The 24,044-nt window shown below is 64.5% G+C and carries 15 protein-coding genes and 1 riboswitch; of the genes, 6 read left to right on the top strand and 9 right to left on the bottom strand.

All coding sequences use genetic code 11. The annotated features are described in order from the left end of the window. From narI to ACDA63_RS02100, 5 genes are all read right to left on the bottom strand, one after another. On the bottom strand, positions 1–678 hold the full coding sequence (narI, locus tag ACDA63_RS02120; protein WP_373661512.1) for a respiratory nitrate reductase subunit gamma: 678 nt from the start codon (positions 676–678) through the stop codon (positions 1–3). Beyond that, positions 675–1,373, bottom strand: coding sequence for a nitrate reductase molybdenum cofactor assembly chaperone (gene narJ / locus ACDA63_RS02115; protein WP_373661511.1), 699 nt, complete (start codon positions 1,371–1,373; stop codon positions 675–677). Before narJ ends, narI begins: the two co-directional genes overlap by 4 nt. Before the next feature lies 1 nt (position 1,374). Then, positions 1,375–2,925, bottom strand: coding sequence for a nitrate reductase subunit beta (gene narH, locus ACDA63_RS02110; protein WP_373661510.1), 1,551 nt, complete (start codon positions 2,923–2,925; stop codon positions 1,375–1,377). After that, positions 2,922–6,623, bottom strand: a complete 3,702-nt coding sequence (locus ACDA63_RS02105; protein WP_373661509.1) for a nitrate reductase subunit alpha — start codon at positions 6,621–6,623, stop codon at positions 2,922–2,924. Before ACDA63_RS02105 ends, narH begins: the two co-directional genes overlap by 4 nt. Positions 6,624–6,853: 230 nt before the next feature. Continuing rightward, positions 6,854–8,236 (bottom strand): NarK family nitrate/nitrite MFS transporter, encoded by a 1,383-nt coding sequence (locus ACDA63_RS02100; protein ID WP_373661508.1) that lies wholly within the window; start codon positions 8,234–8,236, stop codon positions 6,854–6,856. 435 nt (positions 8,237–8,671) lie between these two features. On the opposite strand from ACDA63_RS02100, the gene ACDA63_RS02095 reads away from it, so the two are divergent. Continuing rightward, positions 8,672–10,651: an alkyl/aryl-sulfatase gene (locus ACDA63_RS02095; RefSeq protein ID WP_373661507.1), complete on the top strand. Its 1,980-nt coding sequence runs from the start codon at positions 8,672–8,674 to the stop codon at positions 10,649–10,651. Positions 10,652–10,778: 127 nt separating this feature from the next. Here ACDA63_RS02095 and ACDA63_RS02090 read toward each other — a convergent pair whose 3' ends face one another. From ACDA63_RS02090 to cphA (ACDA63_RS02075), 4 genes are all read right to left on the bottom strand, one after another. Continuing rightward, complete coding sequence (locus tag ACDA63_RS02090; RefSeq protein ID WP_373661506.1) at positions 10,779–12,545, bottom strand: caspase domain-containing protein; 1,767 nt, start codon at positions 12,543–12,545, stop codon at positions 10,779–10,781. Continuing rightward, positions 12,542–13,510: a hypothetical protein gene (locus ACDA63_RS02085; protein WP_373661505.1), complete on the bottom strand. Its 969-nt coding sequence runs from the start codon at positions 13,508–13,510 to the stop codon at positions 12,542–12,544. The genes ACDA63_RS02090 and ACDA63_RS02085 overlap by 4 nt, the downstream gene beginning before the upstream one ends. A 202-nt stretch (positions 13,511–13,712) precedes the next feature. Further along, positions 13,713–16,283: a cyanophycin synthetase gene (gene cphA / locus ACDA63_RS02080; protein WP_373661504.1), complete on the bottom strand. Its 2,571-nt coding sequence runs from the start codon at positions 16,281–16,283 to the stop codon at positions 13,713–13,715. Positions 16,284–16,356: 73 nt separating this feature from the next. Then, positions 16,357–18,555 carry a cyanophycin synthetase gene (gene cphA, locus ACDA63_RS02075; protein ID WP_373661503.1) on the bottom strand — a complete coding sequence of 733 codons (2,199 nt, stop codon included), beginning with the start codon at positions 18,553–18,555 and terminating at the stop codon, positions 16,357–16,359. A 348-nt stretch (positions 18,556–18,903) separates the two neighbouring features. Here cphA (ACDA63_RS02075) and ACDA63_RS02070 point away from each other — a divergent pair, with 348 nt between their 5' ends. The 5 genes from ACDA63_RS02070 to thiD all read left to right on the top strand — a co-directional run bounded on the left by ACDA63_RS02070 (position 18,904) and on the right by thiD (position 24,013). After that, a complete protein-coding gene (locus ACDA63_RS02070; protein ID WP_373661502.1) occupies positions 18,904–21,123 on the top strand; it encodes an ABC transporter transmembrane domain-containing protein in 2,220 nt (739 codons plus the stop codon). Beyond that, positions 21,120–21,587 carry a DUF1854 domain-containing protein gene (locus tag ACDA63_RS02065; protein WP_373661501.1) on the top strand — a complete coding sequence of 156 codons (468 nt, stop codon included), beginning with the start codon at positions 21,120–21,122 and terminating at the stop codon, positions 21,585–21,587. The genes ACDA63_RS02070 and ACDA63_RS02065 overlap by 4 nt, the downstream gene beginning before the upstream one ends. Positions 21,588–21,656: 69 nt before the next feature. Then, positions 21,657–21,755: riboswitch (TPP riboswitch) on the top strand. Positions 21,756–21,774: 19 nt separating this feature from the next. Next, the gene (thiM, locus tag ACDA63_RS02060; RefSeq protein WP_373661500.1) at positions 21,775–22,584 is read left to right on the top strand and encodes a hydroxyethylthiazole kinase; all 810 of its coding nucleotides are present in this window, start codon (positions 21,775–21,777) and stop codon (positions 22,582–22,584) included. Continuing rightward, entirely contained in the window at positions 22,584–23,219 is a 636-nt protein-coding gene (gene thiE / locus ACDA63_RS02055; protein WP_373661499.1) for a thiamine phosphate synthase, read from the top strand. Before thiM ends, thiE begins: the two co-directional genes overlap by 1 nt. Next, positions 23,216–24,013 carry a bifunctional hydroxymethylpyrimidine kinase/phosphomethylpyrimidine kinase gene (gene thiD / locus ACDA63_RS02050; protein WP_373661498.1) on the top strand — a complete coding sequence of 266 codons (798 nt, stop codon included), beginning with the start codon at positions 23,216–23,218 and terminating at the stop codon, positions 24,011–24,013. The genes thiE and thiD overlap by 4 nt, the downstream gene beginning before the upstream one ends. Positions 24,014–24,044 lie beyond the last annotated feature (31 nt).

Genomic DNA, 24,044 nt, shown 5'->3' with positions numbered 1-24,044 from the left:
TCAGTCGCGCGGCCGCACAAGCTGCCACGGACGCGTCACGTACGCCGCCGCACCGAAACCGCTCCACACGTGCACCAGCCGCGTGAAGGGGAACAGCACGAACAGCGACATGCCCATGAACATGTGCAGGCGGAAGATCAGGGGTGTATCGGCGACCAGGTCCGAGGCCCCGCCACGGAAGGTCACGATGCGCTGCGCCCATTCCATGAACATCGTCATCATGTGGCCGTCGGTATGTTCTTTGGACACGATGATGGTGGAAAGGCCCAGCACGAGCGTAACCAGAATCCACCCGAGCGTGAGCTTGTCGCGCCAATGCGTCATGGCGCGCAGGCGTTCATCGGCGAAACGACGGTACAAGAGAATCAACAGGCCGATCAGCGCCATCGTGCCGAACACCCCGCCCGCCACCATGGCGATCATCTGCTTGGCGCCGTGCGACACGCCCAGCGCATCCCACACCGCCAGCGGCGTGAGCAGGCCGCCCAAGTGGCCGAGGAACACCATCAGCACGCCGATGTGGAACAGGTATGAGCCTGCGCGCAACTGGCCACGCCGGATCAACTGCGTCGATTCACTGCGCCACGTGTATTGCTCGCGCTCGAACCGCACGAGGCTGCCGAACAGAAAAATCACCAGCCCGATGTACGGGTAGATGCCGAAGAGAAAGTGGTTCATGGTGTCATTGCCTTTCCGTGCACACGATGACCGCCGACCGCGTGCGGCGCGGCTCCGCGGGGATAGAACCGGACGGTCTGTGCCGCCTCCTTGAGCAAGGGCTCGACGCCGTCGCGGCTCGGCCCGAAGGTTTCCATCGCTTCGTCCATGTCGCGCACCGGCGGCTGTACCAGCGGCCGCGGCATCACGCCTGCCAGCATGACCAGCACGTCGAACACACAGGCGTAGGGCGATGCGATTTCCGACAGGCGCTTGCCGACCTCGGCGATGACATGGATCGCATCGTCGAGGAACGACTGCGCCACTTCCATCGGCACGCTGCCGAGGAACTCCAGGAACAGCGGCAGGTAGTCGGGCAGTTCGCTCGCGTCGATGACGAAACCATGCTCGCGGTACGCCTGCATCAGGTCGACCAATGCCGGGCCGCGCTCGCGCGATTCGCCATGCAGATGTTCGAACAGATGCAACGAGAACTTACGGCCGCGATCAAAGGTGTCGACATAGGACTCCTGCAGCGGGATCAGCCCATCGCTCGCCAGATGCGTCAGCACCGGCGCAAGTCGCGCGCGGATGTCGCCCGGCGCGCCATCGAGGGCGGCATCCAGTTCGGGCAGCGCGTCGATCAGTTCCTGCTCCGGGTACAGCAGCAGCGCCGACATGACGCGAAAGTGAAGCGTGCTTGCGGGTCGCGCCATGTCAGGCCTCCTGCTGCGCTTTGCGCGACTTGGGCATATCGACGAAGATCGTCGAGCCCTCGCGGCGCTGGCCGAACAAGCCTTCATTGCTGTCGCCGCCCGAGCAGCCGTTGCCGAAGGTGAATCCGCAGGCGCCCTTTTCGTTGAAGCTGTCTTCCACCATCTCCTTGTGGCTGGCGGGGATGACAAAGCGGTCTTCGTAATTGGCGATGGCCATCACTTGGTACATCTCATCGACCTGCGATGCGGTCAGGCCCACTTGCTGCAACACTTCGAGGTTCTGGCGCTTGTGCACGGTCTTGTCGCGCATGTAGGCGCGCATGGCGAGCATGCGTTCGAGCGCGGAAACCACCGGGGCCTCGTCGCCCGCTGTCAGCAGGTTGGCCAGGTACTTGAGCGGAATACGCAGTTCGCGCACGTCCGGCAGGATGCCGTTGCGCCCCATCAAGCCCGACTGCGCAGCGGTCTGGATCGGCGACAGCGGCGGCACGTACCACACCATCGGCAGCGTGCGGTATTCCGGGTGCAGCGGAAAAGCGATCTTCCATTCCATCGCCATCTTGTAGACCGGCGACTTGACGGCGGCCTGCAGCCACGATTCCGGAATACCCTGCTCGCGCGCCTGGGCCTGCACTTCAGGCAGCGACGGATCGAGGAACACGTCGAGCTGCGCCTGGTACAGATCCTTGGTGTCGGCCACAGAGGCCGCCGCTTCGATACGGTCCGCGTCGTAGAGCATCACGCCCAGGTAGCGGATGCGGCCCACGCACGATTCGCTGCACACCGTCGGCTGGCCGCCTTCGATCCGCGGGAAGCAGAAGGTGCACTTCTCCGCCTTGCCCGACTGCCAGTTGAAGTAGATCTTCTTGTACGGGCAGCCCGAGATGCACATGCGCCAGCCACGGCACTTGTCCTGGTCGACCAGCACGATGCCGTCGTCTTCGCGTTTGTAGACCGAGCCCGACGGGCACGATGCCACGCAGGCCGGATTCAGGCAGTGCTCGCACAGGCGCGGCAGGTACATCATGAAGGTGTTCTCGAAAGTCGAGTACATCTCTTTCTGCACGTTGTCGAAGAGCTTGTCGCGGGAGCGCTTGGCGAACTCGCCACCGAGGTCGTCTTCCCAATTCGGGCCCCAGTGGATCTTGCCCATCTTCTTGCCGGTCAGCACCGACACCGGGCGCGCGGTGGGCGGCGTCTGCGACTCCTTGGCCTTTTGCAGATGTTCGTAGTCGTAGGTGAAAGGCTCGTAGTAATCGTCGATCTCGGGCATGTTCGGGTTGGCGAACATGCTGGCGAGGATCTTCATCTTGCCGCCCTGGCGCGGCTCCAGCTTGCCGGCGCCGTTGCGCACCCAGCCGCCCTGCCATTTGTCCTGGTTCTCCCATTCCTTGGGGTAGCCGATGCCGGGCTTGGTTTCGACGTTGTTGAACCACGCATATTCGACACCGTCGCGGCTGGTCCACACGTTCTTGCAGGTGACCGAACAGGTGTGGCACCCAATGCACTTGTCGAGGTTCAGCACCATCGCCACTTGCGCGCGAATCTTCATTGCTGTTCTCCTTCCGTGGCGCGCGGCCCTTCGAGCCAATCCACGTTCTTCATCTTGCGCACGATGACGAATTCGTCGCGGTTGGTGCCGGTCGTGCCGTAGTAGTTGAAGCCGTAGGCCTGCTGCGCGTAGCCGCCAATCATGTGGGTCGGCTTGACGATGGCGCGCGTGACCGAGTTGTGGATGCCGCCGCGCTTGCCCGAAGTCTCCGCCCCCGGCACGTTCACGATTTTTTCCTGCGCGTGGTACATCAATGTCATGCCATCGGGTACGCGCTGGCTTACCACGGCGCGGGCGGTCAATGTGCCGTTGCTGTTGAAGACTTCGATCCAGTCGTTATCGACGATGCCGGCGCGCTTGGCGTCAGATTCGGAAAGCCACACGTGCGGGCCGCCGCGACTCAGCGTCAGCAGGCGCAGATTGTCCGAGTATGTCGAGTGAATGCCCCACTTCTGGTGTGGCGTAATGAAGTTCAGCACGATCTCGGTTTCGCCATTGGGCGACTTGCCGAGCATCGGCGCGACGGTCTTAAGATCGACCGGCGGGCGATACACGCAGAAGCCCTCGCCAAAGTCCAGCATCCAGCGGTGGTCCTGATAGAACTGCTGGCGGCCGGTGAGCGTGCGCCATGGGATCAGCTCATGCACGTTGGTATAGCCGGCGTTGTAACTGACCTCTTCGGACTCCAGCCCCGACCACGTCGGCGAACTGATGATCTTGCGCGGCTGCGCCTGGATGTCGCGGAAGCGGATCTTGTCGTGCTCGCGCCCCTCCGCCAGATGCGTATGGTCGCGCCCAGTCACCTTCGACAGCGCTTCCCATGCCTTCACCGCAACGTGACCATTGGTCTCCGGGGCCAGCGTCAGGATCATCTCGGCCGCGTCGATGGCGCTTTCCAGCTTGGGCTGCCCGTTGGCCGCCACGCCGTTCAGCGCGGCCAGTTCTTCGATCTCGCGGCCAGTCTGCCAATTGATGCCCTTGCCACCGTTGCCCGCGTTCTTGAGCAGCGGGCCGATGGTGGTGAACTTCTCGTGGATGCGGCCGTAGTCGCGCTCCACCACCGTCATGCTCGGTGCCGTCTTGCCTGGGATGAGGTCACATTCGCCGTGCTTCCAGTCGCGCGGCTCGAAAGGCTGACCGAGTTCGCCAGCGGTGTCGTGCATCAACGGTGTGAGCACGAGGTCCTTCTGCACGCCAAGGTACGGGCCGGCGATTTCGGAGAACTTGCGTGCGATGCCCTTGTAGATTTCCCAATCGCTGCGCGACTCCCACAGCGGCGTGACGGCCTCCGACAGCGGGTGGATGAACGGGTGCATGTCGGACGTGTTCAGATCGTCCTTCTCGTACCAGGTGGCCGTCGGCAACACGATGTCGCCATACAGGCAGGTGGTCGACATGCGGAAGTCGAGCACGGTCAGCAGATCGAGCTTGCCCTCCACTGCCGGGCGCACCTTCACCTCGTTCGGCTTGATCGAAGCGTCTTCGCTGTCGAACACGGCGTTCTGCGTACCGAGCAGGTATTTGAGGAAGTACTCGTGGCCCTTGCCGCTGGAGCCCAACAGGTTGGAGCGCCACACGAACAGATTGCGCGGGAAGTTCTTCGGGTTGTCGGGGTCTTCGCAGCTCATGTTGAGCGTGCCGGCCTTGAGCCCCTCCACCGCGTATTCGACAGGGTTGCGCCCTGCGGCCTCGGCGGCGCGCGTGACTTCGAGCGGATTGGTTTCGAGCTGCGGCGCGGACGGCAACCAGCCCATGCGTTCAGCCTTGGCGTTGAAGTCGATCAGCGCCATGTCCTTGTACTGCGAAGTATCCGCCTTGGGCCCGAGGATTTCGTTCACGCCGAGCTTCTCGTGGCGCCACTGGCTCGTGTGCGCGTACCAGAAGCTGGTGCCGTTCATCTGGCGTGCCGGGCGATGCCAGTCCATGCCAAACGCCAGCGGTACCCAGCCCGGTTGCGGGCGCAGCTTCTCCTGACCGACGTAGTGGGCCCAGCCGCCACCGCTTTGGCCGACGCAGCCGCACATCATCAACAGGTTGATGATGCCGCGATAGGTCATGTCGTTGTGGTACCAGTGGTTGAGCGCAGCGCCCACGACCACCATGCTCTTGCCATGCGTGTCGTGCGCGTTCTGGGCGAACTCGCGCGCCACGCGCACCACGTCGGCGCACTTCACGCCGGTGTGTGCCTCCTGCCACTTCGGTGTGTAGGGCACGTCGTCTTCATACGACGTTGCCACGTTGCCGCCGCCGTGACCATTGTCGACACCGTAGTTGGCGAGCATCAAGTCATAGACGGTGGCGACCAGCGCGGTCGTGCCGTCCTTGAGCGCCACACGGCGTACCGGCACGTTGCGGAACAGCAGATCGTCCTTGTCGCCGCCGAAGTAGTCAAAGCCAACGCTGGCGATTTCGTCGCTGCGGCCCTTGAGCGACAGCAGCGGATCGACCTCGCTGCCGTCAGCGAGATTCTTCATCTCGAGGTTCCACTTTCCCTTGCGGCCTTCGGCTTCGTTCCAGCGCGAACCGATGGTGCCGTTGGGCACGGTCAGCGCGTTGTTGCGGGCGTCGATGATGACGGTCTTCCAGTCCGGGTTCTTCTCCTCGCCTAGATCGCCCGGCAGCATCGATGCGCGCAGAAAGTAATCCGGCACCAAACCGTCGCCTTGCAGTTTGAGCGTGACCAGCATCGGGAAGTCCGTGTACTGCTTGCCGTAGTCGCGGAAGTAATCCGACGCGCCCGTCTTGTGGAATTCGTTGAGCGCCACGTGCCCCATCGCCAGCGCGAGTGCAGCGTCGGTGCCCTGCTTGGGTGCCAGCCAGATATCACCGAACTTGGCCATCTCGCCAAAGTCGCTGGAGATGGCCACCGTCTTGGTGCCCTTGTAGCGGACCTCGGTATAGAAGTGCGCATCGGGCGTGCGCGTCATGGGGATGTTCGAGCCCCACACCATCAGGTAGGTAGAGTTGTACCAATCGGCCGATTCGGGCACGTCGGTCTGCTCGCCCCACACCTGCGGGCTGGCAGGCGGCAGATCGCAGTACCAGTCGTAGAAGGACAGCGGCACGCCGCCGATGAGCCCAAGGTAGCGGGCGCCGGCCGCGTAGCTCACCATCGACATGGCGGGAATCGGCGAAAAACCGATGACGCGATCCGGGCCGTACTGCTTGACCGTATAGGCGTTGGCCGCAGCGATGATCTCGTTGGCTTCGTCCCAGTTGCTGCGCACGAAACCGCCCTGCCCGCGCACCGACTTGTATGACGCCGACTTGGCCTTGTCCTCGACGATGGAACGCCACGCATCGATCGGCCCCAGCGTCTTGCGCGCCTCGCGCCACAGCTTGGCGAGGCGGCCGCGCATCATCGGGTACTTCACGCGTTGGGCGGAATACACGTACCACGAATACGACGCGCCCCGTGCGCAGCCGCGTGGCTCATGGTTGGGCAGGTCCGGGCGTGTGCGCGGGTAGTCGACCTGCTGCAGCTCCCAGGTGATGAGGCCGTTCTTGACGAAGATGCGCCACGAGCACGAACCCGTGCAATTGACGCCATGCGTGGAGCGCACTTCCTTGTCGTGCGCCCAGCGGTTGCGATATCCGTCTTCCCATTTGCGGTCTTCTTCGACGACGGCGCCGTGGCCATCCGAGAATGTCTCGCGCGTGCGGGAGAGGAACTTCAGTCGATCCAGGAAGTGACTCATGCGAACCCCGTTCTGTGGCGGTAATGTCGGGCAGCCATCGCGGCCAGACCATGGTTACCGATGCTAGAGAGGCTGGCCCGCCGACGTAATTCGCCGGTCGGTACAGAAAGGCAAGGCGAAGCGGACTAGTGCGGATAGTTCTTTTGGGTGATGACGCGGTCCGGCGACGCACAAAAGAAAAGCGCCGCACGAGGCGGCGCTTTCTCTCTGTCGGGTCGAGCGGACCCTTGTCAGCAAGGCATGCGGGCGCCACGGCTGGCGTAGCGCACCCAGGTCAGGAACACGCAACTGACGTAGAAGGCGAGCAGCACGTACATCGCCATTTCGGCCTGCCCGTGCGCCTTCATCGACCAGCCGAAGAGCTGCGGAATCAGGAAGCCGCCATACGCGCCAATCGCGCTGATGAAACCGGCAGCAGCGGCCGAGTGGCGCGCACCGTCGGCGTCGGCCTGTTGCGACGTACGTCCCGTCTCGCGAGCCTCGCGCTGCGCACAGGTCACGAAGATGGTCGGGATCATGCGATAGGTCGAACCGTTGCCGACGCCGGCCAACAGGAACAGCGCCATGAACGAAGCGAAGAAACCCCAGAAGTTGCCGGCCGAGTGCTCCCCCGGCAGGAAAGCCAGTGCCGACACCATCGCGACGATCATGAGCACGAACACCCAGAACGTGACCTGCGCGCCACCGATCTTGTCGGAGATCCAGCCACCCACGGGGCGGATCAATGCACCGATGAGCGGGCCGATGAACACGAAAGCCGTGGCGTCCACCGTCGGGAACTGCGTCTTGGTGAGCAGCGCAAAGCCCGACGAGTAGCCGATGAAGCTGCCGAAGGTGCCCAGGTACAGCCAGCACATCAGCCAGTTGTCGGTGCGGCGGAAGATCACCGCCTGCTCGGCGAAGGACGACTTGGCGCCGGCCAGATCGTTCATGCCGAACCACGCGGCAATCGTCGAGACGATGATGAACGGCACCCAGATGAAGCCGGCGTTCTGCAGCCAGATGTGCTGTTCGACGCCATCCTTGACGAACGTCTGCGCCTCGCCGCCCAGAGCGCCGAACACGCCGGCGGTGATCGCCAGCGGCATGACGAACTGCGCCACCGACACGCCCAGGTTGCCCAGCCCGGCGTTCATGCCGTTGGCGTAGCCCTTCTGCGCCTTGGGAAAGAAGAACGCGATGTTGGCCATGGAGCTGGCGAAGTTGCCGCTGCCCAGGCCTGTGACCAGCGCGATGCACAGCATCGTGCTGTAGGGCGTGGTCGGGTCCTGCACGGCGAAGCCCAGCCAGATCGCGGGGATGAGCAACGACGCCGTCGACATCGTCGTCCACGTGCGCCCGCCGAAGATGGCCGGCATGAAACTGTAGAAGATACGCAGCGTGGCGCCCGAGAGCATCGGCAGCGCCGTCAGCAGGAACAACTGGTCCTTGGTGTACTGAAAGCCGATCAGCGGCATCTTCAGCACCACGATGCTCCACATCACGGAGATCGAGAACGCCAGCAGCAAGCAGGGAATTGAAATCCACAGGTTGCGCCGTGCGACGGCGGAACCCGTTTGCGACCAGAAAGCGGAGTCTTCCGGATTCCAGCGATCGATTACGGCGGTGGTCATGTTGGCACCCTTCGGTGAGGACGATTGGCGCCAGACTAAGCAAACGGGCCGCGCGGCAGAATTCCCCGGTTGGCACAACAGGGGCTTGCGAAAAGCACGAGTGCACCTCGGTCGGTCGGAGGGGAGGGACTAGTTCTTTTGGATGATTCCTGACTGACATGCCCGGCCTCGCAAGTTCGCCTGCACAACCCCGGGCATTCACCCCATCCAATTCCGAGAGCCTCCTCAGTCGCACAGAAATGTCATGAGCATGATCAGACAACGTGATTCCGCGCGGTGATCGCCGGGAACCGGGTTGATCGCTGTCCAGTTCGCCAGCCATTGGCTCCATAGCATGGGCGCGCGCTGCAGTCTCGTATGTGCGGCGCTTACCTTTCTCAAATGCGGCCACACCAACATCCAGTTGGACAAGGTCGCCCGACTATTGGAGTCGCCATGTCTCATCCAAAGTTACGCCACATCGCTGTCCTGAGTTCCCTCGCCATGTCCATGATGTGCGGGCAGGCGCTGGCGCAGAAAGCTACCGATCCGAAAGACGCAACGTCTTTCACCCGCAAGGCAAACGCCGCCGTTCTGAATGAGTTGCCTTTCGCGGACAGGCAGGACTTCGAAGATGCACAGCGCGGCTTTATCGGCACCGTCCCCGACCTGCTCCTCCAGAGCGACAAGGGCGTGCCGATCTACGACCTGAAGTCGTTCTCGTTCATCACGGGCGATGCCCCCGCCACCGTCAATCCCAGCGCATGGCGGCAAGAGCAACTGAACAATTTCAGCGGACTGTTCAAGGTCATTGACCGCGTCTACCAAGTGCGCGGCTTCGACATGTCGAACATGACCATCATCGAGGGCGATACCGGCCTAATCCTCATCGATCCGCTGATTTCGCAAGAGACGGCCAAGGTCGCGCTCGAGCTGTACTTCAAGCATCGCCCGCGCAGGAACGTCGTTGCCGTCATCTACACGCACAGTCACGTCGACCACTACGGCGGCGTCAAGGGTGTGGTGAGCGAAGCTGATGTCAAGGCGGGCAAGGTCAAGATTCTGGCGCCCGAGGGTTTCCTGGAAGAGTCGGTCAGTGAGAACGTCTACGCGGGCAATGCCATGGGCCGGCGTGCGCTCTACCAATATGGCGTAACTCTCCCCAAGAACGCCAAGGGCCTTATCGGCGGCGGGCTGGGCAAAGCCACATCCGCCGGCGTCGTCACCCTCATTCCGCCCACCGACGTGGTCAAGATGACCGGCGAGACGCGCACGGTCGACGGCATCCGGATGGAATTCCTCATGGCGCCCAATACCGAGGCGCCTGCCGAATTCCTGATCTACTTCCCGCAGTTCCGCATGCTCGACACGGCCGAAGACGCCACGCACACGCTACACAATCTGTACACGCTACGTGGCGCACAGGCACGCGACGCGCGCACGTGGTGGAAGACGCTCGACGCTGCCATTACCCGCTATGCCAGCAAGACCGACGTCGTCATTGCTCAGCATCACTGGCCGATGTGGGATCAGAAACGCATCACGCCGTTCCTTGAGAACCAGCGCGACGGCTACAAGTACCTGCACGACCAGGTGCTCAACCTGGCGAACAAGGGCTACACCATGGTCGAGATCGCCGAGATGATCCAATTGCCCGACAGCACGGGCAAGCAGTGGTACAACCGCGGCTATTACGGTTCCGTCAATCACAATGCCAAGGCTGTATATCAGCGCTACCTGGGGTGGTACGACTCCAACCCCGCCAACCTGCATCGGCTGCCGCCGGTAGAAGCGGGCAAGCGCTACGTGGCGCTCATGGGCGGCGCCGACAAGATGATCGCGGCGGCCCGCAAGTCCTTCGACGACGGCGATTACCGCTGGGTGGCGGAGATCATGAACCACGTGGTGTTTGCCGACCCCGACAATGCCGAAGCCCGCAATCTGGAAGCCGACGCGCTGGAGCAGATGGGTTATCAGGCCGAAGATCCGACCTGGCGCAACGAGTACCTCGCCGGCGCGCAGGAACTGCGTCACGGTGTACTCAAGCTCAGTATCGGCGGCGTTGCCTCGGCCGATACCGTGCAGGCCATGACGCCCGACATGCTGCTCGACTACATGGGTATCCGCCTGAATGGCCCCAAAGCCGCAGTTCAGCCACTGACGATCACCTGGAAGCTGCCCGAGGCCAAGGAAGCCTACGCGCTCGAAGTACGCAACGGCGCGCTGATCTATTCGAAGGAACGAAAACTCGCCAAGGCCGACGCCACGCTCGAAATCAGTCGATCGGCGCTTGCTAGTGCAATCATGGGCGGTCCGTCGATTGCCGAGCTGATCAAGGCAGGCACGGCCAAGGTACAGGGCGACCAGAGCAAGGTCGAAGCCTTGTTCGCGCTGCTCGATACGTTTGACTTCAACTTCCCGATCGTGACGCCATAACGCCGTCGCAGACGAGCCACCCTCCGGCTCGACGCTCATGCCCCGCGATTGCCTTTGACGGTCGCGGGGCATCCCCATCAAGCAGATCCGGGCGCTCATTGCCGACGCCCGCCTGGCCGCACCCAGACTAAGGCATAGCCTTGCCCAGCGCCGAACCGGGCCCCACCAGCACCGGTTTCTGGTCGTAGTTCAATTCCGCCAGCAATTTTCCGGTGGCCTGCACGGCAGCGCGGAAGCTCGGTCGTGTCCTGGCCGAACGCAGCGTACGCGCGAAGGCGTAGGTGAAGGCGCCGTACGACGTGACACCGTGCCGGTATTCATACGAAAGCTGCGATTCACCACAGGCGTAGATGAGGACCGGCAGGTACGGTCCGTGGTGCCCATACGCCGCGCGGCGCGCATCGTAGGTTTTGTCGTTGGTGCCGCGTACCGCCACCGCCTGCCCGAGCCGGCGCACGCCGACGCGGTTGCTGGTGGTGTTCTTCGCCTCCGCCGCGGCCGCGCTTTCGCGTGCAGCCTTGACCCAGTCGCGCTCGACCCACATCTGGTACTTCGGCTCCCAGCGCAGCGCGCGGTGGCGGATGTCATCCGGCGGCGTCAGTCCGCGTGCGCGGCGCGCACCGTCGCGTGTCATGCCGCCCGAGTGGCAGCAATCGAAAAAGGCCATGAACTGCGTCTCGTACGGCAACTGGATATAGAGGTCGCGAAAATCGTTGTCGACGATCGCGTGCTCGGCGGTCCAGTCGAAGTCCCACGGGCACAGGCATTCGTCGAGTCGATCGGCCTCGGCTTGCGCGTTGGTATTGGGAATCTGCGCCCCGTGACCGGAATAAAACAGCACGCGGCGATCGCCATCCTTGGCGTCGTCGAGCAGCCAGTGCAGGCGATCCTTGATACCGGCGGTGGTGGCGCGATCGTTGAACACCACGCGGATGTCGTCGGCGTTGAACTTCGACTCCTGCAGCAGCGAACTCATCATGAAGACATCATTGAGACAGCCTTCCAGCCGGTCGGCGGGATTCGGGTAGTCGTTGATGCCGATGAGCAGCGCCTTGTCGCGCGAAGCTCTCGCCTTGCTGCCTTTCCTGGCGGCTTTCGGTGCGGCCAGTCCGAGCGAACGGTCCACCGCCGCGAGGGTACGCTCGATGCCGCGCGAGGCCGCCGGCTGGAACAGCGGCGACCACACGTTGGCAATCGTCTCGACGTGACCAAGATACAAAGTGGCGTCGTGGTTGAGCGGGTCATTCGGCTTGTCGAACGTGGTGTCGATCTGCTGAAAGGTGTCGTCGCGCAGGTACAGCGGCGCCGTGAACACATGGTCGTATTCGTTGAAGAGGTGGTACCACCGACGCACGCCCGGAATGCCTTCGATGCGGCCGCCGAAGGTCTCGCGCACGGCCGCGCTGCCGATCTGCGAACCGAACGTCACGAGCACGCGCTTGTCGAGCAGCCCGGGCGTCAGCTTGAAAGTGTCATAGGCCACCAGCGTGCCCAGACTGTGCGCGCACACAATGTCCGGCTGCACGGCGCTCACGCGTTCTGCCAGTGCGGCGCGCAACGCTTTGCGCAGCGCTTCGTCCGCCGCCCATTGCGCAACCATGCCGGCGCTCCAGCGCAAGGTCTCGGGGAACTGGCCGATGCCGCGATCGCGACGGAAGAGATCGCCCACACTGTGGATGACCGAACTCGTCAGCAGCCTCAGCGCCGCCTCGCCGACTTCGGCCGCGCCGATGCCCGCCTTGGCGAACAGATCGTCATACAGGAAAAACTCATAGGTGATCTGCGCGCCCGGTGCCACGCCCAGCACCGCATCGCTGATCGCTTTCTGCCACGACGGCTGGAATTCGGCATCCGCCTCTTCGTGGCCGACGCCATGCACGCACAGTATCTTCATCGCCCTTCTCCTTGAATGGATGTCCGGCCACCATCCTGAGAAGGCTCCTCGGGGCTTTTCTCATGCGGTTTGACGGTCGAACGGATGACGGTGACGCGGTTGAGCACGTCGAACCAGAACGGCGCGCCGAGCGAGATCGACAACGCGGTCAGCAACCAGCCGGGGATCGCCAAGGCAAGGCGCAGGACGATATCGCGGGCGCCGCCCTGGAATTCGCGCGCAGACCATCCCATCGGAAGCGAGCGCTCGAAGAGCGTGCTGACGACCACGTCCGACGCGGGCTGCCCGCTCAGCAGATCGGCAATGCGCGCACCGTCTTCCACCAACGCGACGCGCACCGCCGCCTGCTCGTAGAGCGTGCGCGCCACGCGCAGCGTGTCGACGTTGAGCACCACCGCCATCGTCAGGCCGAGCGCGAAGATGACGCCCTGCGTGCGACGACGGTACCAGCCGGAGGCGCGATCCATCGCCGTGTCATACCAGGTTTCGAGATAACGCCGCACGCCATCCAGGTCGCCGCGCGAGGCATCGCATGCGCCTTGCATGATGCGGCGCACGGGCGCGCATCCGAACGAAGCGATGGCCGTGCGAAGATACTCTGGCGAGAGTTCGACCGAAGCCTGCCCCGCAGGACGCGCCACAATGTCGAGCAAGGCCAGTGCAAAACTGCGACTGGGAATGTATGAAGGCAGATTGCTGTTGGCCGGCATGCGGCCGTTGCGCAGGCGTGTCGGGTCGTAGCCGCCGCGATAGAGCGCAAAGATCAGCGGGTGCGCAAAGAATTCGCGCGTGAGCCCGCGACCGTCCGGGTCCTGGAACATCTCGCGCAATGCGCGCTCCAGCGTCACGGCGCGCATCTTCATGCGGGCTTCGATGATCTCGCGCATCGCCGTACAGGCCACGCTCAGCACGAGAAAGACGATCGTCAGCCCGGCGGCGACTTCCAGCGTGGCGGAACCGAACATCGCTCAGGCCCCCCGCCGCCATTCAGCCACACCGCTCCCATACCCCTTGCGCATGCTGTCTCCCTGACGTCATCCGGATGGATGCGCTATTGGAAGACCGGCACCCCTCGCGCCGCCACGGACGAAAGGGCAGATGCAGCGCTACAGACGAAAAAAAACCAGGCGAGGACGCCTGGTTTCTGGTCTTTGGCCGTGGATGGGGTCAGCCCGCAGCCACTCGCGTGCGGATATGCGAAAGCGCTTCTTCGACCTGATCGATCAGCACCAGGCACAGATCGCCCGTCTTGAGACGATCGAGCGCGGTGTCGATGGCGACGAATTCGCCGTGAATCTCGTCGACCGCGCTGGTGCGCGTCGCGCCTTCGAGACCTTCGCGCAGGAGCGCCAGCACTTCGCCGTCGGCGCGGCCGCGCTGGCATTGGTCCTGGTACAGGATCACGTCGTCGAACGCGCGCCCCAGGATCTGCGTCTGCTGCCGGATGTCCTCGTCGCGACGATCGCCCGCCCCGCTGATCACCACGCTGCGGCGCGTGGCTGGCATGGCTTCGACGGCCTGCACCAGCGCCAGCATGGCGTCCGGGTTGTGGCCGTAATCGGCGATCACGGTTGCGCCGCGATAGTCGAATACGTTAAAGCGCCCCGGTGCGTTGTCGGCGTGGCCCATGAAGGTCGCCAGACCGGCGCGCATCACGTCCCAATCCACGCCCAGCGCCCACGCCGCACCCACCGCGGCCATGGCGTTGTCGACCTGGAAGCCGATGGTGCCGCCACGCGTGAGCGGCACGCCCGACAGCGGCACGCGGAAAGTCGTGTTGCCTTCGCACGCCACGATGTCGCCGTCCTGCACGTACACCACGCGACGCCCCTGGGCACGATGCGTCGCCATCAGCGGATGATGACGGTCGGCCGTGAAGAAGGTCACCGAGCCCGGGCAGTTGTCGGCCATGGCAGCGACGTTCGGATCGCTGGCGTTGAGCACGGCCACGCCATCCGGCGCCACGTTCTGCACGATGACGCGCTTTAGCACGGCGAGGTCTTCGACCGTGGTGATGAAGTTCAGTCCGAGGTGGTCGCCCAGCCCGATGTTGGTGACCACCGCCACCTTGCAGCGGTCGAACGCCAGGCCTTCGCGCAGCACACCGCCGCGCGCGGTTTCGAACACGGCGGCATCCACGTCCGGGTGCATCAGCACGTTGCGCGCGCTGCGCGGGCCGGAACAGTCGCCCGTGTCGGTGCGGCGGCCATTGATGTAGACGCCGTCGGTATTGGTCATGCCCACGCGCTTGCCGCTGGTGGCGATGATGTGCGCGATCAGGCGCACCGTCGTGGTCTTGCCGTTGGTGCCGGTGACGGCAACGACCGGAATGCGGCCGTCGTCGCCGTCGGCGAACATGTTCGAGACGATGGCCTCGCCCACCGCGCGGCCCTTGCCGAACGAAGGCGACAGATGCATGCGCAGGCCCGGCGCGGCGTTGACTTCCACCACGCCGCCACCCTGTTCTTCGAGCGGCTTGAGCACGGTTTCGCACACCACGTCCACGCCGCACACGTCCAGGCCGATCATCTGCGCGGCAGCGACGGCGCGCGCGGCGACTTCCGGATGCACCTCGTCGGTGACGTCGGTGGCCGTGCCGCCGGTGGACAGGTTGGCGTTGTTGCGCAGCACGACGCGGGCGCCCTTGGGCGGCACGGATTCAGGATCGAAGCCTTGCATGGCCAGACGCGCGATAGCGATGTCGTCCAGGCGCATCTTGGTCAGCGAGGTGGCATGCCCTTCGCCGCGACGCGGGTCGAGGTTCACCATGTCGACCAGTTGGCGAATGGTGCTCGTGCCGTCGCCGATGACATGCGGCGGATCGCGGCGCGCGGCGGCCACCAGATGATTGCCGACCACCAGCAGGCGGAAGTCGCTGCCGGGGATGTAGCTCTCGATCAGCACTTCGTCGCTGATCTCGAAAGCAGCAGCGTAGGCCACTTCCAGGTGTTCGCGGGTCACGACGTTGACCGTCACGCCCTTGCCCTGGTTACCGTCGCGCGGCTTGACGACCACCGGGCCGCCGATTTCCTGCATGGCTTCCCAGGCGTCGTTGATGTCGCTGACCGGACGGCCATGCGGCACGGGTACGCCGGCGGCGAGCAACAGGGTTTTGGTGAGTTCCTTGTCCTGCGCGATGGATTCGGAGATCGCACTGGTACGGTCGGTCTCGGCCGCCTGGATGCGACGCTGGCGACTGCCCCAGCCGAACTGCACCATGCTGCCGGACGTCATGCGGCGGAATGGAATGCCGCGCGCAACGGCGGCGTTGACGATGGCGCCGGTGCTCGGCCCCAGGCGGATGTCTTCATCCAGCTCGCGCAAGCGATGCAGCGCGTCGGCCAGATCAAAAGGCGTGTCGTTGCGGGCCGCTTCGATGAGCGCCTCGGCCAGCTCGAAGGCCTGGCGGCCGACGGCTTCTTCCGAGTATTCCACGACGACCTGGAAAACGCCCGGCGTCAGCGTGCGCGCCGTGCGGCTGAAGGTCACCGGGCAGCCGGCCTGGGCCTGCAGGCCCAGTGCTGCAAATTCCAGCACGTCGGCCAGCGATACCGGCTGGCCCAGCTCGACCGGCAGGATGTGGCCGATCTCGGGAAAGCGTTCGCGCAGGCGCGGCTCAAAGCCCGCCATCCTGTCGATCGCGTATTCGTCGTCACTGCACGTGACGATCGCCTCGATGGCGGTGCGGCGGTTCCATAGATTGGGGCCGCGCAGCGCCCGTATTCTCGATACTTCCATTTAACCCGTCTTCCCTGTTCGTTTGTCTCTGGCGGACATTTTTGTGAACTTCGTTCGAGTCGCCCCCAACCGATCAGAAACTGCCAGCCCCCGCTGCAGTCCCCTGGGTGGGTTCGAATGTTTCCATGCCGGCGCGGATGAGCGCCGGGGCAATACCCAATGACAACGCCGCGGCAAACGCCGGCAGCGCGTGTTCTACATGCAGGCCGACAGCGGCGGCCGGTGCGCGGTCGAGCACGTCGAGGCTGACCAGCACGATTTCATCGGCGCCGGTTGCCAGGATCACTTCGCGCCCCCGCACGAAGAGTGCGCGACCACCGCGCTCCCGATGGTCCACCATGGCATGCGAATCGGCTTTCTGCCCGTAGAGGAATACGTCGCCGTCGCACAGCTCGGCCATCTTGAGGACTTCCGCGTCGTCGGCGTTGAGCACCGCCACGCCTTCGGGCATCACCACGTCGACCTGCGTGCGCAGCACATTGAAGAGCTGCTCCGGCTGATCAACGTAATACGGGGCAAGTCCGTTGACAGAACCCATGTCCGTCACGACCCCGACCTGACAGCGGTCGTAGGCCAGCCCCTCGCGCAGGATCATTTCCGCGTCGTTCTCGAAAACGGCTGCCTGCACGGCTCGGTTCATCAGCAGACGCTGTCCGCCGGTCCAGTTCGCGCAGCTACGGTGTTCGACCAGACGGCGATCCAGATACAGGCCGGCACGGCAAGCCAGACCGACATGCAGGCCGCCCAGATGCGTGAGCCACGCGATCAGCCGCGACACCAACGTGGCGTCAGTGCCGCCGGCCACGCCGACGATGGGAATGCGGGCGGCGTCCCCTTCCGGGAACAAATGTTCGATGATGGCGCGGCCCACCGGGCGCGGCTCGCCCACGGAGGGCTTCAGATGCATCAGCAGGCCGGGGCCGGCGTTGACTTCGACGATCGCACCGCCCTGCTCTTCCAGCGGACGGCTGATGTCCTGCGCCACGAGATCGATGCCGGCGATATCCAGGCCCACCACGCGGGCGGCCATCGCGACGATCTCGGCGACCTCGGGGTGAACTTTGTCGGTCACGTCCATGGCGACGTTGCCATTGCGCTGCACCAACACGCGACGCCCGGCGGCGGGCACGCTGTCGCGCGTCAGCCCCTGGCGTTGCAGTTCGAGCACGACGTTGGCGTCGCGGTCGAGAACGATGGTCTCGAGCGGAAACTCTTCGGCGTCGCCGCGGCGCGGATCGGAGTTCACCTGAGACTCGATGAGTTGCTCACAGGTGGACACGCCGTCGCCGGTCATCCACACGGATTCGCCCCGTGCGGCCGCGACCACGCGCGAGCCGACCACCAGCAGGCGATGTTCGTCGCCACGAATGAAGCGCTCGACGATGACTTCGCTGCCTTCGCGTTCGGCCAGGTGGAACGCGGCCTCGATCGTTGCGCGATCGTCCAGCTCGAGCGACACGCCACGCCCGTGGTTGGCGTCGGAAGGCTTCACCACCACCGGCAGGCCGATGTCCTGCGCGGCTTCCCATGCTTCTTCGGGCGATTCGACGATCCGCCCCTCGGGCACCGGCACGCCGCAGGAAGACAGCAGGCTCTTGGTCAGGTCCTTGTCGCTCGAAATGCCTTCGGCAATCGCGCTGGTCTTGTCGGTCTCGGCCGTCCAGATGCGACGCTGGCGCGCGCTGTGGCCCAACTGCACGAGGTTGCCGTCGGTCAGGCGAATCCAGGGAATGCTGCGTTCGGTGGCCGCTTCGACGATGCACGCCGTGCTCGGGCCGAGGTAGTGGTCGTCGACCATGACGCGCAGGTGTTCGACCACCGGCGCGAGGTCATACGGTTTGTCATTGATGGCGGCCATGACGAGATCGCGCGCTGCCATCAGCGCGGCGCGGCCAACCTGTTCGTTGCGCGCTCGCACCGCGACCTTATAGATGCCGCGTTGCGAAGTGGAGCGCGCCTTGCCGAAACCGACCTTCATGCCGGCGAGGTTCTGCAGCTCGATGGCCACGTGTTCCATGATGTGCGCCGGCCATGTGCCTTCGGCCAGACGCGACAAGAAGCCTCCGCGACGCCCTTCGCTGCAACGGTGTTCGATCAGTCCCGGCAGCCAGGCCGACAGACGTTCGTTGAACCCGGGCAAGGTGTTGGAGGGGAAATCCTCCAGTTCGCCGATGTCGACCAGCGCCTCGATCACCGGGCGGTAAGTCCAGATATTCGGACCACGCAGATAATTCAGGCGGAGAAGCTCGATGTCTTTTTTACTCATATTCATTGGGTGATTGCATCACGCGGGGCGATTACATCACGGCCGCAGAAACGTAATGCAATATCGTGTAACTGGCCGACGACTTGAATTACCCCTTGTAACGGCAATGTTCCGCAGTGGCGCGGTATACTCCAGCGCCTTCAACGGTCCCCGAACAGCGCGCGAGAATACAGCAAATGCCGCGCCCAAGGGCCTTGTCACAAGGCGCAGCAGCCCTTCGCAAGCGACACGCCATTACGGCAAATTCAATCCGGCGTCGGGCGCATAACCGATTCGCCGTATTTCATGACGACACACTCAGTTACAACAAATCCGGCAGGCGAGCCGTGGCGCAATTCGCTCGATAGCGAATTAATGTCCGGGGAGGAAATCATCGCCACGCTGGAAACCGATCTCGACGAGCGTCTGCGTTTTGCGGGGGGCTTCGTCGCACTGACCGGTCGCCGCATTCTCTGGCGCGATGCCGATACCAAGGCCTGGCAACATTGCGCGCTGGCGTCTTCGCTGCAACTGGTGCACCACGACCATGCCGGCGTAGGCACGCTCCAATTGCAGGACGCTTCCCGCCGTCTTGCAAGCTGGCGTTTCACGCTGGCGCAGAACGTCGCCGCCACGCGCCTGCAGTCGCGCTTCGAACAGCTCCTGGATGTGCTGTCCTCCGGCACGTCGGAGTCGCCCGAAGCCGAACTGCTGTGCCCCACCTGCAAGGCGCCACTCGACCCGGACGACGAAGAATGTCCTAACTGCGCACAGGAACTCACCGCACCACCGTCGACGTGGACCCTGTTGCGCCTGTGGCGCTTCGCGCGCCCGTATCGCTGGCCGCTGCTGGCGGGTTTCCTGCTGACGCTGGCATCGACCGCCGCGACGCTGGTGGCGCCTTATCTGTCGATGCCGCTGATGGACAAAGTGCTGATTCCTTATCAGAACGGCGTGCCGATCGACGTGCACCTGGTAACGCTGTACCTGGGCGGACTCGCGGCTTCGGCACTGGTGGCATGGGGACTGGGCTGGGCGCGCACTTACATATTGGCGCTGGTCAGCGAGCGCATCGGCGCGGACCTGCGTACCACGACGTACGAACACCTGCTGAACCTGTCCTTGGAATATTTCGGCGGCAAGCGCACGGGCGACCTGATGGCGCGCATCGGTTCGGAGACCGACCGCATCAACGTCTTCCTGTCGCTGCACCTGCTCGATTTCGCCACCGACGTGCTCATGATCGTCATGACCTCGGTGATCCTCTTCTCGATCAATCCGTGGCTGGCCTTGGTCACGCTGCTGCCGCTGCCCTTCATCGGCTGGATGATCCACGTCGTGCGCGACAAGCTGCGCACCGGTTTCGAGAAGATCGACCGCGTGTGGTCCGAAGTCACCAACGTGCTGGCCGACACCATCCCGGGCATCCGCGTGGTCAAGGCCTTCGCGCAGGAACGCCGCGAAGCGCAGCGCTTCCGCGACGCCAATCGCCACAACCTGGCGGTCAACGACAAGCTTAACCGTGTGTGGTCGCTGTTCAGCCCGACCGTGTCGCTGCTGACGGAAATCGGCATCCTCGTGGTGTGGGCGTTCGGCATCTGGCAGGTCGCGCACGACCAGATCACCGTCGGTGTACTGACGGCCTTCCTCGCCTACATCACCCGCTTCTACACGCGGCTCGATTCAATGAGCCGCATCGTGTCGGTCACGCAGAAGGCCGCCGCCGGCGCCAAGCGCATCTTCGACATCCTCGACCACGTATCGAGCGTGCCGGAACCTGCCAATCCGCAACCGCTGCCGCGCGTGGAAGGCCGTATCGAAATCGATGACGTCGGTTTCCGTTATGGCAATCGCGCCGTCATTCGCGGCGTCGACCTCACCATCACGCCGGGCGAAATGATCGGCCTGGTCGGCCACAGCGGTTCGGGCAAGAGCACGCTGGTCAACCTGATCTGCCGCTTCTACGACGTCTCGCAGGGCGCGATCCGCATCGACGGCCATGACATCCGCGACATCGCGGTGGCCGACTATCGCCGCAACATCGGGCTGGTGCTGCAGGAGCCGTTCCTGTTCTTCGGCACCATCGCCGAGAACATCGCCTACGGCAAACCGGGGGCCTCGCGCGAGGAAATCATCGCTGCGGCACGCGCGGCGCATGCGCATGAATTCATTCTGCGCCTGCCGCAGGGCTATGACTCGCTGGTCGGCGAACGGGGACAAGGTCTGTCGGGCGGCGAGCGCCAGCGCATATCGATCGCCCGTGCGCTGCTGATCGATCCGCGCATCCTCATCCTCGACGAAGCCACTTCGTCGGTGGATACCGAAACCGAAAAAGAAATCCAGAAGGCGCTCGACAACCTCGTGCGCGGCCGCACCACGATCGCCATCGCGCACCGCCTGTCGACGCTGCGTCGCGCGGATCGGCTGGTGGTGATGGATCGCGGCAAGATCGTCGAGGTGGGCCCCCATGAAGCGCTGATGGAAGCGCAGGGCGCCTACTACCGTCTGTACGAAGCGCAGGCGCGCAACGTCGACACCGAAGCGGTTTCGCCCGAATGGAAGAACGCGCCCAAGCTGGAAGGAACGCCGTCATGACGCTCGATTGGACACTGCGGCGCGACGCGCTCGGTCGCCTCAACTTCGTTGCCGCCGACGGCACCGTTTCGGAGGCCGTCACACCGGTGCGCGCCTTTCCCATCGCCGCGCCGCAGGAGAGCATCTCGATCGTCAGCGGCGACGGCCACGAATTGGCGTGGATCGACAGGCTCGGCGACCTGCCGGACGACACCCGCACGCTGGTCGAAGAAGAACTCGCCAGCCGCGAATTCATGCCACGCATCCTGCGCCTCAAGAGCGTGTCGACTTTCGCCACGCCCAGCACATGGGACGTCGACACCGATCGCGGCCCGACGCGCCTGGTGCTCAAGGGCGAAGAGGACATCCGGCGCCTGTCCGCCACCACGCTGTTGATCGCCGACATCCACGGCATCCAGTTTCTGCTGCGCGACCTGCTCTCGCTCGACCGCCACAGCCGCAAGCTGCTGGATCGCTTCCTCTGATATCCGCCAAGGCGTGGTCACATCGGTGACCACGCAGCTTGTCCAGCCGCCGGCACAAGCGGACAATGCGCACCTGACTCGGGGTGTCCTCGCTGATGCGAGGACTGAGACACACCCGCATCACCTGATCCGGATCATGCCGGCGTAGGGAAGTCTTCACCGGCTCCCGCACACGCCAGGAGCCATCATGCAAGACTCGACACCTACCACGCTCGCGCTGGGTACACTGGCCAGCGAACTCGAACGCCTGCGCGCGGCCTCGCCCCTCGTGCATATCCTCACCAACGAAGTGGTGCAGGAGATCACCGCCAACGTCCTGCTCGCGGCCGGTGCGGCGCCGGCAATGATCGTTGCCGAAGAAGAAGCCGCCACCTTCGCCGCCATGTCGGGCGCCGTGCTCATCAACGTCGGCACGCTCTACCCTGCCCGCCTTGCCGCCATGCGCGTGGCCGTCGCCGCTGCGCATGCGGCTGGCGTGCCGTGGACGCTCGACCCGGTCGCCGCCGGCGTGCTGGCATATCGCACCGACGCCTGCCGTGACCTGCTCGCGCAGGGCGCCACAGCCATCCGCGGCAATGCTTCAGAAATCCTCGCGCTTGCGGGACTGGGCGGCGCGGGGCGCGGCGTCGACAGCACGGCAGGCTCGAACGCGGCGCTGGAGGCGGCCTGCGAACTGGCACGCGACACCGGCGCCATCGTGGCGGTGACAGGTGAAGTCGATTACATCACCGACGGCGACCGCATACTCGCCACGCCTTGGGGGCACCCGCTCATGACACGCGTGGTCGGCACCGGCTGCGCCCTGTCGGCGCTCGTCGCGGCATTCACCGCCGGCGCGCAGGATCGGCTCACGGCGGTTGCATCGGCCTGTGCCATGGCCGGCCTCGCGGGCGAGCGCGCCCTGGCAACGAGCGCCGGTCCGGGTTCATTCAAGGCCGCGTTCCTCGATGCGCTCTACGCCATGGACCCGGACGAACTGCGCAGCCGGATCGTGTGATGCGATTCGATCTCTCGCTCTACCTCGTGCTCGACCCCGACCTGTGCGGCGGCGTCGACGGCATGATCGACACGACGCGCCATGCAATCGACGCAGGTGTCACCATCGTGCAATTGCGCGCGCCCGACTGGAAGAAACGCCAATGGTTCGAGGCCGCCACGCGGCTCAAGGCTTTGCTCGCACCGCGCGGCGTGCCGCTCATCATCAATGACCAGATCGACGTCGCGCTGGCCGTGGATGCGGACGGCATCCACATCGGGCAGGACGATCTACCGCCTGACGCCGCACGCGCGCTCATCGGCCCGCACAAGCTGCTCGGCTTTTCGGTATCGGACGCCGCGCAATGGAGCAGCGCCCCGCTCGATCTCATCGATTACCTCGGCGTCGGCCCGGTGCTGCCCACCAGCACCAAGCCCGATGCCGCCCCCGCCCTTGGACTGGATGCGTTCGCCGCGCTCATGCGCGCCAAGCCGTGCCCGGTGGTCGCCATCGGCGGCATCCATGCCGGCAATACGGCAGCGTTGATCGCTGCGGGCGCCGATGGCGTCGCCGTCGTGTCCGCCATCTGCGGCCAACCGGACGTGCCGACGGCAACCCATGCACTCGCACACGCCATTTCGGGAGCAAGAACATGATCGCCCACGCGTTGACCATCGCAGGTTCGGATTCGGGCGGCGGCGCCGGCATCCAGGCCGACCTCAAGACCTTCTCGGCGCTGGGGGCCTACGGCATGAGCGTGCTGACCGCGCTCACTGCACAGAACACGCGCGGCGTGACGGACGTGCAGCCGGTTCCGCCGGAATTCGTCGCCGCGCAGATGGACGCCGTGTTCTCGGACATTCGTGTCGATGCAGTCAAGTTCGGCATGCTGGCCAACGCTGGCATCGTGCACGCCGTGGCCGAAGGCATCGAACGCCATCGCCCCGCGTACGTCGTGCTCGATACGGTCATGGTCGCCAAGGGCGGACATCGCCTGCTCGCGGCAGACGCCGTCGCCGCGATCCGCGACCGTCTGATGCCATTGGCATCGATCATCACCCCCAACCTGCCCGAAGCCGCCGCGCTGCTCGATTGCGACGTGGCAGAGGATGAAGAAGAGATGCATCGCCAGGGATTGGCACTGATCGAAGCCGGCGCACAGGCCGTACTGATGAAGGGCGGCCATCTCGACGCCGTCGACAGCCCCGACTGGCTGATCACGCCCGAGGGCGAGGCGCGCATCGTGCATCCCCGCGTCGCCACCCGCAACACGCACGGCACGGGGTGCACCTTGTCGGCTGCACTGGCAGCATTGCGTCCGAAACATGCGGATTGGGTGACAACGGTCGTCGCCGCGCGGGCGTATTTGCAGTCAGCGCTGGAGGCGGCGGATCGCTTGGATGTGGGCCATGGGATTGGGCCGGTGCATCACTTTCATCAATGGTGGTGAATCGGCAGCGCTGGATCGAGCGCAGGAAGTC

The organism is Uliginosibacterium sp. sgz301328, assembly GCF_041807905.1.
In the GTDB taxonomy this organism is placed as follows: domain Bacteria; phylum Pseudomonadota; class Gammaproteobacteria; order Burkholderiales; family Rhodocyclaceae; genus JBGVSA01.
Note: the sequence above shows the minus strand (reverse complement) of the source record. Positions and strands in the feature narration are given on the sequence as shown.